The sequence below is a fragment of the Corynebacterium casei LMG S-19264 genome (assembly GCF_000550785.1).
Lineage (GTDB): Bacteria > Actinomycetota > Actinomycetes > Mycobacteriales > Mycobacteriaceae > Corynebacterium > Corynebacterium casei.
The window spans coordinates 624,365-640,094 of the sequence record NZ_CP004350.1 but is presented as its reverse complement, the minus strand read 5'-3'; the positions used below and the strand labels follow the sequence as shown (position 1 = coordinate 640,094).

Below are 15,730 nucleotides of genomic sequence, written 5' to 3'. Positions count from 1 at the left end.
CTTCCAGACAATCGCTGTGCTCGAATAACTGCCAATTTTGCCGATGGCACGTCCTACACCACAAGCACTTGTGGTTTCCGCTCATCCAAATCTTTTTCTTGGAGCGGACCTGGATCTATCGCTGATGTCTATTTGTCTGTCGGATAGGGAAATGATGAAAAAGCGATTTGCAGCATTAATTACAAGCGTCGGAATCTTATTTTCAGGTTCCATAACGGCCGCCCACGCCAGTGATATCCGTCCAGTTGCCAATGGATATTCGGAAGTATTCCCACTCGCCTCAGCTCCGTGTACTGTCTATTCATATTCGTGGCATGCGAAACAAGAAATGGCAGCAGACAGTATCACGGAACCCACCGTACAAGACGTGGTCTATTCAACATGCAATACGGCCACACGGCAAGCTAACGGAACATGGAAATACAATGGCCGCACCATAGTTGTAATCATGAATACCAACCACAATGTCGTAACTGTTTGGCGAAAGTAATGAAACGAACAATAACGCTCAATGTCGAGCAATGGAACGACGCTGGAGAGTTAACAGTCCTAAGTTTTCTAGATGAGATTGGCAATCCACTGGCCACGGGCCCAACTCGAGGTATTGAAGCCATTGATCCGATCAGCGGGGATACTTTGGCAGTGCTGAAACTCAATAGTGACGGTAGAATCACTTCGATTGAAATTCTACAATCATCGAGTCTCCTACCAGGACTGATTACAGAGGATGATGAGCACAAGTAGTTCCGGGCCAAGCAAAGAAAACGCTTCTACCTTAGTCTGTACCCTCCCACTAAGCTCCTTTTTAGTCGGCATGTGCGATGTCTAGCTCGCGATGGTCAATGTAACTTCGGTGCCTTCGCCGGGAGCAGATTTAATCTTGGCGCTGCCGCCGATACGGGACATGCGCTCCACAATGGAGTCACGGATACCGTGGCGGTCTTCTGGAATAGCATCCGAGTCAAAGCCATCACCGCGGTCACGGACGAAAATGGATAGCTCGCCGGCAAGATGCTCCGCGTAAACGTCTACGGAATCCACGCGTGCGTGTTTGCCGGCATTAACCATGGCCTCACGCGCAGCCATCACGGTCAGCTTTGTAGCTTCGGTTAACGGAATATCCTCACCCACGGTGACGGGACGGATAGAAATACCAAACATATCTTCAACTTCACCACACGCACTATCAAGCGCAGCGAAAACAGATTGCGAGGTCTTTTCTTCCGAACCAAACAGCCAACTACGTAACTCGCGTTCTTGGCCGCGGGCAAGGCGCGCGACTTCTTGGGGGTCATCGGCACGTTTTTGTATCAGCGCAAGGGTCTGCAGGACTGAGTCATGAAGACGTGATGCAATCTCCGCGCGCTCGTCAGAGGCTGCTTTCGCCGCTTGCTGTTCCGTTAACTGGTTCCACATCCGAATACCAAGTGGAACCACCAGCGCGCCAATACCACCCAAAGTCAGCACGACCGCCAAAAGTGCGGCACCGAAAGAGTCATTGCCTTGCCAGCTCAAGCTCATAAAGAGCACTCCAGCAAGCACTAAAATGGCACCGGAGACCACGCTAATGATGCCAGTCGTGCCGCTGAGTCCACGGTCATATGCGCGCCAGGCGAGCACTGCACCGATAGCCACAATAATCATCGGCAGCAGCGCAACCAACGATAGCCCCGCGCCGAGGGTGGCAAAAAGAATCGGCGCCACAATGGCAAAAGCAATAATGGCGATATTCGTGCCACGCGGCAACTTACCAGCAAAGCGTTCACTGAACTTGCCGATGACCGGTTGCACGTCTCTAGGCTTGGTCAACATCCACAAGGACGCATACACAAAAAGCCCCACACCGGATGCCAAAGACCCCACGGCGAATACCAAGCGGACAAGCAGTACGTCCACGTTGAGGTGCGCTGATACGCCTGAAGCTACGCCAGCGACCACGCTGCCGTTAGAAGCACGGCTTAGGCGTGGATACGGCGCTGGCCGTTCAGCGGTTGAATAAGGCGCAGGTGTGGTCATGGCATCAATTGTGGCATGGACATAAGCCTCTGAGGTATCGGGGAGAACCCTGAACCTTAAATATCAGGGCAGTCCCCGATAGTTATTTGTGCTCGTAGCTTTGATAATTAAGACATGACTTCCTACGAACCCTCCCCATACGGCCCGAGTTCTCGCCCATCCGGCAAGAACGACAATGGTGCCAACAGCGGAGCATCCTCCCACTCAAATCCGTACAAGAAACCATCCAGTCTCTCCGATAACGCGAATGCAGATACCCCCGGCAAGAAGCCGCAGTCTGACTTCGTAAAGGACATGTCCAACGCCTTTACCGAAGCTAAAGAAAGCATCACTTCGGCGTTCAATGAGATACGTTCGGAAACCACCGGCAAGACCAACAGCACCCACAACCAGGAATTCGCTTACCAGCAATACGAAGGTAAGCAGCACGATGACGATTCCCAGACCAGCTTCGATGATGTAAAGAAGCAATTTAAGGAAATGTGGGCATCCCGCCCAGTGCGCTTGCCAGCTGACCAAGGTGGCGGCGGCAAAATTGCCGGCGTTGCTGAGGGCATTGCTGTTCGCTACCAGATAGACCCAGTTCTGGTCCGCACCGTATTTGTTGTGACTGCATTCTGCTGGGGCGGTTCCATCGCCCTGTATTTGCTGGCGTGGATGATTATGCCACGATATTCCAAGGCCACCTCGCCCATCGAAGATGCCTTCGGGTCTAATAAAGACCTGCCACGTGATTCGAAAGGCAAGTCCACCTCGGAGAAGTCCTTGGGTACGACGCTGGCGGTCATCTTTGCTATCGGTTTCATCATCCCGCTCATCTTCTCTTCCAGCTCCATAACCATGCTGCTGCCAATCATCGCTGGTATCGGCGGCTGGTACTTGCTGCACAAGCGTCGCCCGGACGCACCAGCAGGCCTGCTTGCTACCCCGCAGCAGCGCACCGAGCCACCGCGCGATGAGCACATCGACTTGTCGATGTTCGAGCCTGTCGATGGCTACCCCTTCCCCGACGGCCGCACGACCCCACCAGCCTGGGACCCACTCGGAGCGGCACCTGATACCTGGCACCTGCCCGACCCAGAGCCAGTACAGGAGCCACAGCCAAAGAAGAAGCGCCGCTGGGGTCGCGTGCTCGGCATTACCGCCGCTGTTATCGCGGTATGGAGTCTGATTATCGGCGGCATCCTCCTCGCCTTCGGCTTTGCAGCTAATAGCCCAAGCTGGACTTCCTCAGACTGGGGAGCACGCTCTTATACTCCCGCAAATGAAGCAGCCGTCACGGATGTTTACGATGTTGGAATCGGTGCTTTCTCCCTCGATCTCTCACAAACTGAAGGCCTAGATGACATGACCGAAGACCGCACCGTGACCATCGATGGCGGTATCGGTGCAATCAACCTGGACCTGCCAGAAAATACTCCGGTCAATGTGACATGTGATTCCGGAATTGGTCATAGCAACTGTGTTGACTTGCAGCACGATGATGCGAAGCTGACCATCGATATCGACTCCGGCATCGGCTCCACCACCATCGATTACGGCTACATGAGCGAAGAAGCCGACAAGGCTCGCGCCAGCATCGGCAGCTAAGGGCTCGCAGGAAGTCACTGGCTAACCCCTCATAAATCGAGTTGCGTATCAACACGCAACTCGATTCCTCATTTTCGGGGACTTTCGGACCGTTTTCTGCCCGAAAATGGCGTGCCTGTGGATAACCATGCCAGTTGCGTGACATGTCAACTTAGTTATCCACAGGTTTTCAACCTTGCTATGGCGTTTGCTTGCATTCTCGTTTTAATGTCGATCTCATGAACCAGATATTGCAAGCATTCAGACTTTTCACCAGCAAGGGGGTGGAATTTTTGCGGCTTTTCGATGAACACTCGCCCTACGACATCGCCAGCTACGGCATCGAGTTGTCGTTGGCGAAAGAGTATTCAAAACTCGCGGACGCCCTCTTTAGCTCCACCAACTCAACACGCCTCCAACGAGACTCCATAGCCCTCGCCGAAGAAAAGCAGCTCAGCGTCAATCACTTGCTGATGATTGACAAACTCGCCCGACAATTAAACGCCCGCGGCGCCGCCTGGAAACTCCGCGCCGAACTCATCGCTTATAACGGCACCTTAGAAGAAGTAAAAGCCTACGGCCAACAACGCATCAAAGAACTCATCGGCGAGAAACCCAAAGAACCCGGCGTACGCCTAAGCCGTTCCAAGAATGGCATGCGCACCCTGAGTATCACTGATACTCAACGCAGTATCACCGATTTCGAGAAAACCCTCGCCGCCAACATTACCGATGAGGACAAGCCCCGCTCCGCAGCTCTTCTGGAAGCGTTCTGGAACCACGTCAACGGAAACGGCGGCGTCATCGAGCCGAAGTACCGCCCGGTTATCGCCATCGGTCTTGAAGAATCTGCCGAAATCTTTAGCGGCGCTGGCAGCGAAACTAACGTAGGCGTTTCCGACGGCACCACCATGACCGGTGCCGAAATCGTAAACCTCGCAATGTCGGGTGCACTCGGCGACAAGCTCTACGCCGGGCTCTTCCACCCGACCGCCGGACCAGTCAATCTCTACGAAGCACGCTTCGCCTCGCCCAAACAACGCATCCTGGCAACAGCTGAGAACCTCGTCTGCCCATGGCCGGACTGCGGAGTCCCGGCGGATAGGTGCCAAGTCCACCACATCGACGCTCACAAGAACGGCGGCCAAACTAATCCCTCAAACCTCACCATGCTGTGCAAGTACCACAACGGCGTCAACGACGACGGTGACCCGGGCACTCCCGGGGCACAGAAAAGAAAAAATAAGCGAGGACGGATGCGGCGCCACCGCGGGAAGGTCCGCCTGCAGACTCCCGGCGGAAAACTGGTGGGCAACACCCATGAGCTGAGCACGATGGGGGCGATGGATCTGATTTAAACCCCCAGCACCCAGAGGGTCTATAACCGATGCAAGTGGATAAGCCGGTGCATCGGTGATCACCCATGCCCTGAGCAGATTCATGGCTGGTTAGCTCTGATAAGCTTGCGCTTCGCATACGTGATGGCGGATTAAGCTTTACTTTCGGAGGGGACTAGATGATAGATTTCAGTGTTTCTCTCATGGGGTTGGCTGATTCCATTAATCTCCTGCTGTGGATCATCATTTTCCTCGGCAAGTTTCAGGGCGTGAGAAACCGCGAGTTAACGCTTAGCGTCGTGGGTGATTGGTTAGGAATTTGCGTTGCGGCGCTAGGGATGCGTCTTGTCGTTCGAATTTCTGGTTGGACGCCGCCGCATCTTGGAGAAAATCCGTTCCTCGGAATTGTGTTGTGCTTGCTCGCTGTATTCGCATTCTTTACGCGCAATAAGGGCACTTCTTTGTGGGATCTTGCGAACAAACTAACCAAGCGTTGCTACAGCTCCCCCGGCGCAGCTATCTTCATGGGCATTGTGCTCGGTGTCATTCAGTCAGTGACTTCGGTGCCATTTATCGGTGCAGTACTCACCTTGCTGGCTGAAGGCGACGGCGCCATGCTCATCGTTTCAATGTTGCTGTATTCACTGATAGCTATTTCATCATCGTTTGTCGTCTTATTGCTTCTGTCTAGTAAGAAGCAAGCACATAGCGTGGGAACGATTTCCATGGAGCGGGTAAATCTCTTACTTTCAGCCGCACTGTTTATCATCGGCGCGCTGCTCATTTACGCTTCCCTGACTTAGAGATAACAAAAAGCGAAGCCCCAACCAGATATCAACTCTGGCTGGGGCTTTGTCCTACTCTTCTAAGTAAAATTTCTTGGAAGTTTTACTCCCACTCGATGGTTCCTGGTGGCTTGGAGGTCACGTCGAGGACGACGCGGTTGACGTCGTTGACCTCGTTGGTGATGCGGGTGGAGATTTTCTCCAGCACCTCATAAGGGATGCGTGTCCAGTCGGCGGTCATGGCGTCCTCGGAAGAAACAGGGCGCAGCACGATTGGGTGGCCGTAGGTGCGGCCGTCGCCTTGGACGCCGACGGAGCGGACATCGGCGAGAAGAACGACTGGGCACTGCCAGATTTCGTTATCCAGGCCGGCGTTGGTCAGCTCAGTACGGGCAATAAGGTCAGCTTCGCGCAGGGTGTCCAGGCGTTCCTGGGTGACTTCACCAATGATGCGGATGCCCAAACCAGGACCTGGGAATGGCTGGCGGCCAACAATTTCCTCCGGCAGGCCAAGCTCACGGCCAACGGCGCGGACTTCGTCCTTGAACAGCAGGCGCAGTGGCTCAACAAGTTCGAACTCGACATCATCAGGCAAACCGCCGACGTTGTGGTGGGACTTGATATTCGCGGTTCCGTCACCGCCGCCGGACTCAACCACGTCCGGGTACAAGGTGCCCTGGACCAGGAAGTCCACGGTGGAGCCCTCAGGGGATTCTTCCAGCACCTGCGCAACGGCACGCTCAAAGGAGCGGATGAACTCCGCGCCAATCGCCTTGCGCTTTGCCTCAGGGTCGGTAACACCGGCGAGCTTAGCCAAGAAGGCATCAGCCTCATGCGCGGTGACCAGCTTCGCGCCGGTAGAGGCCACGAAGTCCTTCTCAACCTGCTCACGCTCACCAGCGCGCAGCAGACCGTGGTCCACAAACACACAGGTCAAACGGTCGCCGATAGCGCACTGCACGAGTGCGGCCGCAACAGCGGAGTCCACGCCGCCGGACAGACCGCAAATAGCGCGGCCTTCGGGGCCGATTTGGGCCCGGACGTCATCGATAAGCTGCTGTGCGATATTCGCCGAAGTCCAAGTCTGCTCCAAACCTGCTACCTCGGTGAGGAAGCGGGTGAGCACTTCCTGGCCATGCGGGGAGTGCATAACCTCCGGATGGTACTGCACGCCAGCCATCTGTTTGGACACGCATTCCATCGCAGCGACCGGGGCACCGGCCGAGGAAGCGGTCACGGTAAAGCCCTCGGGTGCTTCCGCGACGGCGTCACCGTGCGACATCCACACCTTGTGGTTGGCCTCCAAGCCGTCGTGCAGCACGCCACCGGTGTGAGTGATTTCGGTACGGCCGTATTCACGGTCACCGGTCTGCGCAACGCGGCCGCCCAGGGCGTGGTTCATGGCCTGGAAGCCGTAGCAGATGCCGAAAACGGGAACGCCAAGTTCCAACAGTTCAGGCTTGAGCTGCGGGGCGCCATCGGCGTACACGGAGGACGGGCCGCCGGACAGAATCAGGGCGGCAGGGTTCTTGGCCTTGATTTCTTCAACGGTGGCAGAGTGTGGGACTACCTCGGAGTACATCGACGCCTCGCGTACGCGACGAGCAATAAGCTGTGCGTACTGGGCGCCAAAGTCCACCACGAGGACTGGGCGCGGAGTTGTTGCAGGTTGAGTCACACAGGTAGTTTAACGCACCCGCGGCCTGCGGCGGTAAACATAGCTGCCCGCGGCCCACACGCTCAGCGCGGCGGCGATTCCGATGCCGGTACCAGCGATAACATCGCTTAGCCAATGCACCCCAAGGTATATCCGGGACGCAGCGCTTGCCGATGCCCCGACGATCACCATTATCGCGACGGCCCACGGGTACTTCGCGCGCCAGGTTTTAGTGGCTAACAAGACGATTACTGCGGTGGCAATGGCGAACGCGGCTGAGGAATGCCCGGAGGGAAAGCTGGGGTCATAGGTATAAACCAGCTGTTCTTGCACCGGCGGGCGGGGCCGGTTGATGGTGTATTTGAGCACCGTGGTGATGGCTTGCGCCAGGATTAAGCTGGCGGGGACATAGGCGGCCAGCCACGGGGAGACCTTGTTAAACATGGCGATACCGGCGACGATGAGAACCACCACTGCGAGGTAGCGCGGGCTCATGGCGGTGCTAAATCCTGCGACAATCTCAGCGAAGATATCGGGGCTGTGATTACTGGCCAATGTATTCCTCCGCTTCCTCCACGGTGCTGGATACCGATTGCGCGAGCGCTTGCCTAAACGCGCGGAGGGCCGGATGCTGCTCGCGGCCGGCGCGCACGGCGGTGTACAAAGTGCGGTGCGGCCGATCCGGCAGGTGCACAAAACGCACGCCAGGCTGCAGGGGCGCGAACAGCGCTGAGGTCACCGAACACGCGTGCCCGGCGCGCACCAGGTGGGTTTGGAGGAACGGGTCTGGGGTTTCAAAAAGCACGTTGGGTTCCACACCGTGTTGGCGGCAATAGGCATGAAAGAACTTGCCCAGTGAGTAGTCCACGGAGTCCATAGCAAACGCTGTGGGCGGGCGGGACTCTGCGCGTTCTTTGATCTCTTCGAAGGTCAACGTGGAATCTTCCGGGGTAATGAGCACCAGCTCATCATCAATCAAATGCTCTCTGTGCACCGTCTTATCCGTCAACGGCAACACCCCGGGATAGTCCTCGCCCAGAATCAAATCCACCTTGCCATTGGCCACTGCCGGCAGCGCGTTTTCAATGTCCAGCTGGGAGATTTCCACCTTCAAGTCGGGATATTTCTTGCTCAAAATATCCAGCGCTTCGGGCAGGATGGAGGCCAAGACAGTCTGGAAACTAGCCACCCTAATGCGCCCGCGCACCTGGGAGGTGGAGTCGATGACGGCGGACTGGGCGGCATCGGCAAGCGCTAAAAGCTCATCGGCATAATCGGCCAACAGCTCGCCCTGCTCAGTGAGCACAATGCGCCTACCCGCGCGCTCATAGAGCTTTGCGCCAACGTCCTTTTCACACTGCGCCAACTGCTGCGAAATCGCCGAATGCGTGTAGCTGAGCAACTCCGCAACGGCCGTGACCGTGCCAAGCCGGCGCAACTCCCGCAGGATGCGCAGCCGGTGCAAATCCAGCATGGCGAACACCGATTCTTTCTGTCAGCAATTCTTACATATAAACGCTATTAATTGTAGATAGACTAACAGAAGACTTTCTCGCAGAATATCCATATGACCAATCCCTACGCAGTTCTGTGCATCATCGGCTCCTGCATCTCCCTGCAGGTCGGCGCCGCTTTAGCCATCCAGCTCTTCCCCCACGCCGGCACCTGGGGTACCGCCTCCATCCGCCTGCTGATGGCGGGTCTGATTCTGATGGTGATTGTGCGCCCGAAGTTTCACACCTGGACGCGCAAGCAATGGTTCGGTGTAGCGCTCTTCGGTGCATCTCTGGGGCTAATGAATGGCTTCTTCTACAACGCTTTGAGCCTCATCCCGCTGGGCACTGCCGTCACCATTGAGTTCCTCGGCCCCCTGGCGCTGGCTGCGTTTTTATCCCGCAGCATGCGCGATGCCGCCTGCGTCGGCCTTGCGCTACTCGGCATGGTCTTGCTGGGCATTGAATCTTTCAGCGGCGACTCGCTGAGCCCACTAGGCGTGGTCTTCGTGCTCATCGCCGGCGCATTCTGGGCCTGCTACATCCTGGCTTCGAAGAATGTTGGCTCCTTGGTGCCCGGCCAAGGCGGGCTCGCCGTTGCGCTGCTCATTGGCGGTACCTTGATTTCCCCACTGTCGGGTACCAAGGCGCTGGTTGTCTTTACCGACTGGAACCTGTTCGCTCTAGCCATGGGCACCGCGGTGCTGGCATCGCTGATCCCCTACTCCCTCGAACTCGTCGCGCTGCGCCGCCTGGGCCCGAACGTGTTCTCCATCCTCATTTCGCTGGAACCAGTCTTCGCGGGGCTCTTTGGGTGGCTGCTACTGTCCCAGAATCTCAGCGCGCTGAAAATCTCCGCCATCCTCCTGGTGGTCATAGCGTCCATCATCCAAACCGTGGCCAAACCCGGCATGAAGCTTCCCGCACCTGAGCCCGATACTGACTCCGCGGGCCCGCTATATCCCCCAGCCCGCAAACGCACCCTGCGCCAGCGCCTAAAGCGCGTGAGCAATGTGAGCCGCTAGCGGGATCTAAAAAGGGCCGTTCGGAGGAACTTCTCCGAACGGCCCTTCTTGTTGAGCAGCTAATTAGCGCACCGCCAGTCCAACCTTCTGGAAGGACTTCAAATCCGTGTAACCGCATTTAGCCATCGCGCGACGCAGGCCGCCGACTAGGTTGAGCTGGCCGAAAGGCTCATTCGATGGTCCGTAAAGCACAACTTCCAGGGTTGGCTCGCCGGATTCATCAATGGCATCCAGGTCAAAGTCCAGGGTGCCGGCGTATTCCACCACGCCACGTGGGAAACGTGGGTGCCCAGCAACAGCTGGCCAGTAGAAGCCACGCGCGCCAGCTTCCTTGGCTTGCGCCAGAAGCGGGCCAAGCACAACAGCGTCCGCGCCACAGGCAATCGCCTTAGCCATATCGGCGGACGAGGTCAGGTCATCATCAGCCATGATGTGCACATAACGGCCACCGGTTTCATCCAGGTAATCCCGGCGCGCTGCCGAGACATCCGCGATAGCAGTTGCCAGCGGAACATCAATGCCCACGGTTTCCGCGTTGGTGTTCACGCCGCCGCCGACAATAACGCCCGCAGCACCAGTGCGCATCAAGTGCAGCGCGGTGGTGTAATCCACAACGCCACCGGCGATAACTGGAACCTCCAGGGTGCCAATAAACTCCTTCAAGTTCAAAGGCTCACCACCGGTGGTAACATGCTCCGCGGAAATCAGCGTTCCCTGAATAAACAGCAACTCGGCGCCGGCCGCGATAACGATTGGCGCAATCTCGCGTGCGTTCTGCGGAGAGACGCGCACGGCAACGGTCACGCCGGAATCACGCACCTGCGAGATACGTTCCGACAGCAGCTCAGTGTTCAACGGCGCCGAGTGCAGACGCTGCAGCACCGCCAAATCACCTGGGTTCTGGCAGACCTCAGCGATAGCTCCGTCTAGGTCCTCATGGCGACCCCACAGGCCTTCCGCGTTAATAACGCCCAGGCCACCCTGCTTGCCCATTTCAATGACAAAGTCAGGGGTTGCCAAAGCATCAGTTGCGTGAGAGACCACTGGAATATCGAAAGTGTAGGCGTCAATATTCCACTGCGTGCTCACATCCGAAGAAGAGCGAGTACGACGGTTAGATATCAAAGAAATATCAGCGAGGTCATAGGTACGGCGCGCTTCGCGGCCAATACCGATTTCAACGTAATCACGCATGAAAAATTCTAATCCTTAACGGTAGTTCGGAGCTTCAGCAGTCTGCTGCAAGTGGTGAGGATGCGACTCTGCCAGGCCAGCAGTGGTAATACGCACGAACTGCTTGGTCTTGAGCTCATCAATAGTAGCGGAGCCAGTGTAGCCCATCGAAGCACGCAAACCGCCCACAATCTGGTGAGTAATCGCACCAATTTCGCCGCGGTAAGGAACCTTGCCTTCCACGCCTTCTGGAACCAGCTTGTCTTCGCTGCGCACATCAGCCTGGAAGTAACGGTCCTTGGAGTAAGAACGCTTCTCACCGGACAGGCCACGGCCCTGCATAGCGCCCATGGAGCCCATGCCGCGGTAGCGCTTGTACTGCTTGCCGCCGACCACAACAATGTCACCAGGTGCTTCAAGCGTGCCAGCAAACATAGAGCCCAGCATCACCGAGTCAGCGCCAGCAGCCAAAGCCTTGGCAACGTCGCCGGAGTACTGCATGCCGCCATCGGCGATGATTGGCACGCCGGCTGCCGATGCCACCGCTGCCGCCTCCATAATCGCCGTAATCTGCGGCGCACCAACACCTGCAACAACACGAGTGGTGCAGATAGAACCAGGGCCAATACCGACCTTGATAGCATCCGCGCCAGCTTCAATCATGGCCTTCGCAGCAGAACGGGTAGCCAGGTTGCCGCCGATGACGTCAATCTTGGAACCGAAATCCTTCTTCACGCGGGAGACCATCTCCAGCACGCGGTTGTTATGCGCGTGTGCCGAGTCAACTACTAGGACGTCCACTCCGGCATCGACAAGCATGCCTGCACGGTCATAAGACTCATCACCGGTACCGATACCAGCAGCAACCAACAGGCGACCCGAAGCATCCTTCGCGGAATTCGGGAACTGCTCAGTCTTAACAAAGTCCTTGACTGTAATCAGACCGACCAGCTTATTGTTGCCATCAACTATCGGAAGCTTTTCCACCTTGTTAGCAGAAAGCAGCTCCAGCGCTTCTTCCTTGCTGACGCCTTCTTTTGCCACAACCAGCGGCATAGCGGTCATGATGTCAGAAACCTTGCGGGAGTAGTCACGTTCAAAGCGCATATCGCGGTTGGTGCAAATACCCAGCAGGGTGCCTTCATCATCAACCACTGGAAGACCCGAAATGCGGAAGCGTGCGCACAGGTCATCTACTTCCTGAATGGTCATATCTGGATTCGCCGTCACCGGATCGGTGACCATGCCCGACTCGGAACGCTTCACAATCTCAACCTGCTCCGCCTGCTCCTCCGAGGACAAGTTGCGGTGCAGCACGCCAATGCCGCCCTGGCGCGCCATAGCAATCGCCATACGTGCCTCAGTCACGGTGTCCATCGCGGCCGATGCCAACGGCATCCCCAAACGAATATTGCGGGTGAACTGCGCCGAAGTGTCAACTTCCGACGGAACTACATTAGATTCAGCAGGAAGCAACAGCACGTCATCAAACGTCAAGCCGTGCAGCGCAACCTTATTTGGGTCATCTCCACCGGTAGAAACACGATTATCGGACATTAAGGGTCATCTCCTTCGCACAGGCTTTTCTTTTTACCTACCTTAATCCTTAAACCCTCGATATACATATCCGTGTAAGCCAGCTAATAACTCATGCATTAATAATTGCCTAATCCGAAAGTATTACCTAGGCTTCGTGGTGTGAACTTTTTCGCCAATATGCCCAAAGATCCCTTTGCTGACGATCCGAACGATCCAGCGTCTTTCATTGAGGATGATGAGCACAATGAACTGGTAGATCCCATCACCGCCGAAGAACGCTTCGCACTCAACCGCGACCTCGAACTGGTCCAAGAGTTTGCCAAGCACCTCTCCCCGCGCGGCATCGACGGCATTTTCATGTTCTGCGAGGACTGCGAAGAGCCACACTTCTACGAGTGGGACATCATGGCTTCCAACATGAAAAGCATGCTCAACGATGAACTCTCGGCCGTCCATGAACCCGGCGCCGAACCTGACCCCAACCGCTACGTGCCATGGGAATACGCCGTCGGCTTCATCGACGGGCTCAACTCGCACCGTTTTGGCTAATTCCTCGTGCCTCACGGCACTGCGGGATTAACCAAAACGACGAGCAGAAAGCAAAGTAGGCTGCAGTTTGGCCGATAGGGCTCGTGGTTGTTGCGTGCAGATGGCATGCGAAAAGCCTCTGACTTTAACCAGAATTTCTGGAAAGTCAGAGGCTTTCTACGTCTGAGCGCGAGCTCAACTAGGTAACTAGTTCTGAACCTGCGGTGGAGTCAGGCCGTTATCGCCGCCACCGTCGCCCTGGTTTTCACCAGGATTAGCCGGGTCCTCAGTTGGCTCCGGGTTATTGGTAGGCTCAGGAAGCGGATTTGGAACCGTGTTGTCATAGACCGTGGTGGTCTCCACAACAGTTTCCGTGTACTGCTCAACCACAGTGGTCGTGGTCGTCTCCGGCGCTGGAGTCTCAGATGGCTCCGGTGCTGGCTGTTCCACGGTCTCGGTCACAGTGGTTGTGCGCGTCTGGGTATCGCGGTTAGCGCGCGATGCCTCACTGGCTTCGCTTTCCGCCGCACGACGATCCCCACGAGCCTGGGCTGCTAGGTCACGTGCCTCTTCAAGAAGTGCACGCGTGCCAGTCATATCGCCAGAGGCCGCGGCAGCATCCATTTCTTCCAGCGTGCTTGCCAATTCAACAAAGGCAGCATCAGAAGAATTGAACAAGTTCTGATTCACGCCATACAGCGGTGAACCCGGTCCGGCGTTGTAAATCGCCGCACCCGAACCAGCAATCAATACGGTGGCCGCAGCTGCACCAATCAGACCGTTCAAAATCGGACGGCCCTTACGGCGACGCTTGCGCGCATCCGCCAAAGAAATAACCTCTGGTTCTAGCTCCGCGCCCTCAATAACTGGCGCGGCAGGCATCGGACGTTCAACGTCTTCACGCAACTCCAAAAACAGTGCAGCAAGTTCATCTGCACCATCAGAAGGATCATTACCTAAGGAAAGCTCGGTCAGGAAAGCATCATCGTCGATAAGTGGCTGAAGCTGCTCAGCCATGGACTCAGGCGATTCCAGTCCATCATCTTTCTTCTTACCCATGTCTACTCCCCCTTTCCCTGGCGATTAGTCATTTTATTGTTTCACTATCGGTTTGTAACGAACATTGGAAGGTTGTAAGTCTCCGTCAGTCCTCGTGGGTTGCCTCCACTACTTTCCGCAACTGTGCGAGCGCCCTATGCTGGGCAACGCGTACAGCGCCCGGAGTGGAATCAACAACCTCCGCGGTCTCCTCCGCAGACAGCCCAACGAACACACGTAGGATTACGATGTTGCGAGCCTTGTCACTTAATGTATCGAGCATCGAGCGCACTCTGTTACTACCATCTGTGACCAGCGCAAAGTCTTCAGGATTATCGCCCTGTTCAACCGAATCTGGCACCTCTTCAGTGGGCAGCGTATGGTCCCGGCCCATCGCGCGGTGCGCATCCGTGACCTTGTTAAACGCAATGCCGTAGACATAAGCCATAAAAGGACGGCCCTTGTCCACATAAGAACCAATAGAGGTAGCTACCGCCAAGCAGATCTCTTGCGTGACATCCTCTGCGGTTGGCTGGCGCCCACCACCGATGCGGGCACGGCAATACCGCAAGACCGGCGGATAAATAATCCGCATGATGTCTTGGATCGCACGACGACTGCCGTCCACAGCCAACGGAACCAGGCCCGCTAGCTCCTTTTCGGTATCGCTCACGTTCTCATTTGCCCTTCATCATGAAACCAGTTGGTTTTAAACAATAGTCCCCCATACGCCGCACAAACCGAATCAGTCTAACAATTCGGCCGAGCATTGTTGGTGTCCTTAGTGTGCGCCAGCGTGTTTCATTGTGCCAAACCGAAACACGATTAATGCGGCACCCATCATGCCACAGTAGCACCATAGACCACACTCGCCACATGCGTTTCAACTAAATTACCTGCATTATTGCAGGATTTAGCCCCCTCGCAACTTGAAATAGAAGAAACCTCAAAAGTTCACCTATCTTTAACCTTCCACAACAGCGCAGGTCACGCGGGGCAAAAACCCATTCGCAATGGTCAGCCCACTTGAACGCAACCAGTTGGCTACTTTTTGTTCACCAAATCGCGAAACACTACCTCTTGGCCAGTTTGGTGATGTCTTTCCGATACCACTGAGTTTTCGCTGGAATTTTTCGCTTTCTTTTCAATTCTTATTCCCAATAAGGAGTCTTTACCGTGTCACAGCCGCACCTGCTTCCAGGACCAAACGCTGATTTTTGGGAATGGCAGCTACATGGCGCCTGCCGAGGAGAACAGTCTGATGTGTTCTACCATCCGGACGGCGAGCGTGGACGCGCTCGCGCCCAGCGTGAGAACCGCGCTAAGGCAATTTGTGCTTCCTGCCCAGTACTCGAACTCTGCCGCGACCATGCTCTCGAATCTGCAGAGACTTACGGCGTCTGGGGTGGAATGAGCGAATCTGAGCGCTCCGTGGCGCTTCGCGGGCACCGCAAGAAGAAGGTCACCGTCTAAGAAAATAAGAGCCTAGCGGCGATTTTGTGCGCTAGACGGACGTAAGATGTTGTATTCCGGGCATGATTTCGCGCTTCACCGAAATCGTGCCCTTTGT

General features: G+C 56.0%; 15 protein-coding genes. 7 read left to right on the top strand and 8 right to left on the bottom strand.

All coding sequences use genetic code 11. The features are described from left to right. Positions 1 to 43 precede the first annotated feature (43 nt). Entirely contained in the window at positions 44 to 490 is a 447-nt protein-coding gene (locus CCASEI_RS14980; protein ID WP_006821396.1) for a hypothetical protein, read from the top strand. A gap of 335 nt (positions 491 to 825) precedes the next feature. Here CCASEI_RS14980 and CCASEI_RS03190 read toward each other — a convergent pair whose 3' ends face one another. Next, a complete protein-coding gene (locus CCASEI_RS03190) occupies positions 826 to 2,016 on the bottom strand; it encodes an ATP-binding protein (RefSeq protein WP_006821394.1) in 1,191 nt (396 codons plus the stop codon). Positions 2,017 to 2,130: 114 nt separating this feature from the next. Here CCASEI_RS03190 and CCASEI_RS03185 point away from each other — a divergent pair, with 114 nt between their 5' ends. From CCASEI_RS03185 to CCASEI_RS03175, 3 genes are all read left to right on the top strand, one after another. Next, the gene (locus tag CCASEI_RS03185; RefSeq protein WP_006821393.1) at positions 2,131 to 3,606 is read left to right on the top strand and encodes a PspC domain-containing protein; all 1,476 of its coding nucleotides are present in this window, start codon (positions 2,131 to 2,133) and stop codon (positions 3,604 to 3,606) included. 218 nt (positions 3,607 to 3,824) lie between these two features. Beyond that, on the top strand, positions 3,825 to 4,943 hold the full coding sequence (locus tag CCASEI_RS03180) for an HNH endonuclease signature motif containing protein (RefSeq protein ID WP_025387109.1): 1,119 nt from the start codon (positions 3,825 to 3,827) through the stop codon (positions 4,941 to 4,943). Between the two features lie 182 nt (positions 4,944 to 5,125). Beyond that, entirely contained in the window at positions 5,126 to 5,725 is a 600-nt protein-coding gene (locus CCASEI_RS03175) for a hypothetical protein (protein WP_025387108.1), read from the top strand. 85 nt (positions 5,726 to 5,810) lie between these two features. Here CCASEI_RS03175 and guaA read toward each other — a convergent pair whose 3' ends face one another. Genes guaA through CCASEI_RS03160 form a run of 3 tightly spaced genes read right to left on the bottom strand, consistent with a single transcriptional unit; the run spans position 5,811 to position 8,838 of the window. Then, on the bottom strand, positions 5,811 to 7,385 hold the full coding sequence (guaA, locus tag CCASEI_RS03170; protein WP_025387107.1) for a glutamine-hydrolyzing GMP synthase: 1,575 nt from the start codon (positions 7,383 to 7,385) through the stop codon (positions 5,811 to 5,813). 9 nt (positions 7,386 to 7,394) lie between these two features. Beyond that, positions 7,395 to 7,919, bottom strand: coding sequence for a phosphatase PAP2 family protein (locus CCASEI_RS03165; protein ID WP_006823295.1), 525 nt, complete (start codon positions 7,917 to 7,919; stop codon positions 7,395 to 7,397). After that, a complete protein-coding gene (locus tag CCASEI_RS03160; RefSeq protein WP_025387106.1) occupies positions 7,909 to 8,838 on the bottom strand; it encodes a LysR family transcriptional regulator in 930 nt (309 codons plus the stop codon). The genes CCASEI_RS03165 and CCASEI_RS03160 overlap by 11 nt, the downstream gene beginning before the upstream one ends. Before the next feature lie 93 nt (positions 8,839 to 8,931). Between CCASEI_RS03160 and CCASEI_RS03155 the strand changes: the two genes are divergently transcribed. Continuing rightward, positions 8,932 to 9,882: an EamA family transporter gene (locus tag CCASEI_RS03155; RefSeq protein ID WP_006823293.1), complete on the top strand. Its 951-nt coding sequence runs from the start codon at positions 8,932 to 8,934 to the stop codon at positions 9,880 to 9,882. A 63-nt stretch (positions 9,883 to 9,945) separates the two neighbouring features. On the opposite strand, the gene CCASEI_RS03150 is transcribed toward CCASEI_RS03155, so the two are convergent. Both CCASEI_RS03150 and guaB read right to left on the bottom strand, forming a co-directional pair. Further along, the gene (locus CCASEI_RS03150) at positions 9,946 to 11,076 is read right to left on the bottom strand and encodes a GuaB3 family IMP dehydrogenase-related protein (protein WP_006823292.1); all 1,131 of its coding nucleotides are present in this window, start codon (positions 11,074 to 11,076) and stop codon (positions 9,946 to 9,948) included. Between the two features lie 15 nt (positions 11,077 to 11,091). Beyond that, complete coding sequence (guaB, locus tag CCASEI_RS03145; RefSeq protein ID WP_006823291.1) at positions 11,092 to 12,612, bottom strand: IMP dehydrogenase; 1,521 nt, start codon at positions 12,610 to 12,612, stop codon at positions 11,092 to 11,094. A 141-nt stretch (positions 12,613 to 12,753) separates the two neighbouring features. Between guaB and CCASEI_RS03140 the strand changes: the two genes are divergently transcribed. After that, on the top strand, positions 12,754 to 13,143 hold the full coding sequence (locus CCASEI_RS03140; protein ID WP_006823290.1) for a DUF5319 domain-containing protein: 390 nt from the start codon (positions 12,754 to 12,756) through the stop codon (positions 13,141 to 13,143). 186 nt (positions 13,144 to 13,329) lie between these two features. On the opposite strand, the gene CCASEI_RS03135 is transcribed toward CCASEI_RS03140, so the two are convergent. Further along, the gene (locus CCASEI_RS03135) at positions 13,330 to 14,181 is read right to left on the bottom strand and encodes a hypothetical protein (RefSeq protein WP_025387105.1); all 852 of its coding nucleotides are present in this window, start codon (positions 14,179 to 14,181) and stop codon (positions 13,330 to 13,332) included. Positions 14,182 to 14,266: 85 nt separating this feature from the next. After that, the gene (locus tag CCASEI_RS03130; RefSeq protein WP_025387104.1) at positions 14,267 to 14,833 is read right to left on the bottom strand and encodes a sigma-70 family RNA polymerase sigma factor; all 567 of its coding nucleotides are present in this window, start codon (positions 14,831 to 14,833) and stop codon (positions 14,267 to 14,269) included. Between the two features lie 503 nt (positions 14,834 to 15,336). Between CCASEI_RS03130 and CCASEI_RS03125 the strand changes: the two genes are divergently transcribed. After that, complete coding sequence (locus CCASEI_RS03125; RefSeq protein WP_025387103.1) at positions 15,337 to 15,633, top strand: WhiB family transcriptional regulator; 297 nt, start codon at positions 15,337 to 15,339, stop codon at positions 15,631 to 15,633. The last annotated feature ends 97 nt before the right edge of the window (positions 15,634 to 15,730 follow it).

Bases quoted from the DNA above. Each gene is read 5' to 3' on its own strand.
- CCASEI_RS03155 (WP_006823293.1), top strand. From the start codon at position 8,932: ATGACCAATCCCTACGCAGTTCTGTGCATCATCGGCTCCTGCATCTCC.
- CCASEI_RS03175 (WP_025387108.1), top strand. From the start codon at position 5,126: ATGGGGTTGGCTGATTCCATTAATCTCCTGCTGTGGATCATCATTTTC.
- CCASEI_RS03150 (WP_006823292.1), bottom strand. From the start codon at position 11,076: ATGCGTGATTACGTTGAAATCGGTATTGGCCGCGAAGCGCGCCGTACC.
- CCASEI_RS03160 (WP_025387106.1), bottom strand. From the start codon at position 8,838: ATGCTGGATTTGCACCGGCTGCGCATCCTGCGGGAGTTGCGCCGGCTT.
- guaB (WP_006823291.1), bottom strand. From the start codon at position 12,612: ATGTCCGATAATCGTGTTTCTACCGGTGGAGATGACCCAAATAAGGTT.
- CCASEI_RS14980 (WP_006821396.1), top strand. From the start codon at position 44: ATGGCACGTCCTACACCACAAGCACTTGTGGTTTCCGCTCATCCAAAT.
- CCASEI_RS03135 (WP_025387105.1), bottom strand. From the start codon at position 14,181: ATGGGTAAGAAGAAAGATGATGGACTGGAATCGCCTGAGTCCATGGCT.
- CCASEI_RS03190 (WP_006821394.1), bottom strand. From the start codon at position 2,016: ATGACCACACCTGCGCCTTATTCAACCGCTGAACGGCCAGCGCCGTAT.
- CCASEI_RS03185 (WP_006821393.1), top strand. From the start codon at position 2,131: ATGACTTCCTACGAACCCTCCCCATACGGCCCGAGTTCTCGCCCATCC.
- CCASEI_RS03180 (WP_025387109.1), top strand. From the start codon at position 3,825: ATGAACCAGATATTGCAAGCATTCAGACTTTTCACCAGCAAGGGGGTG.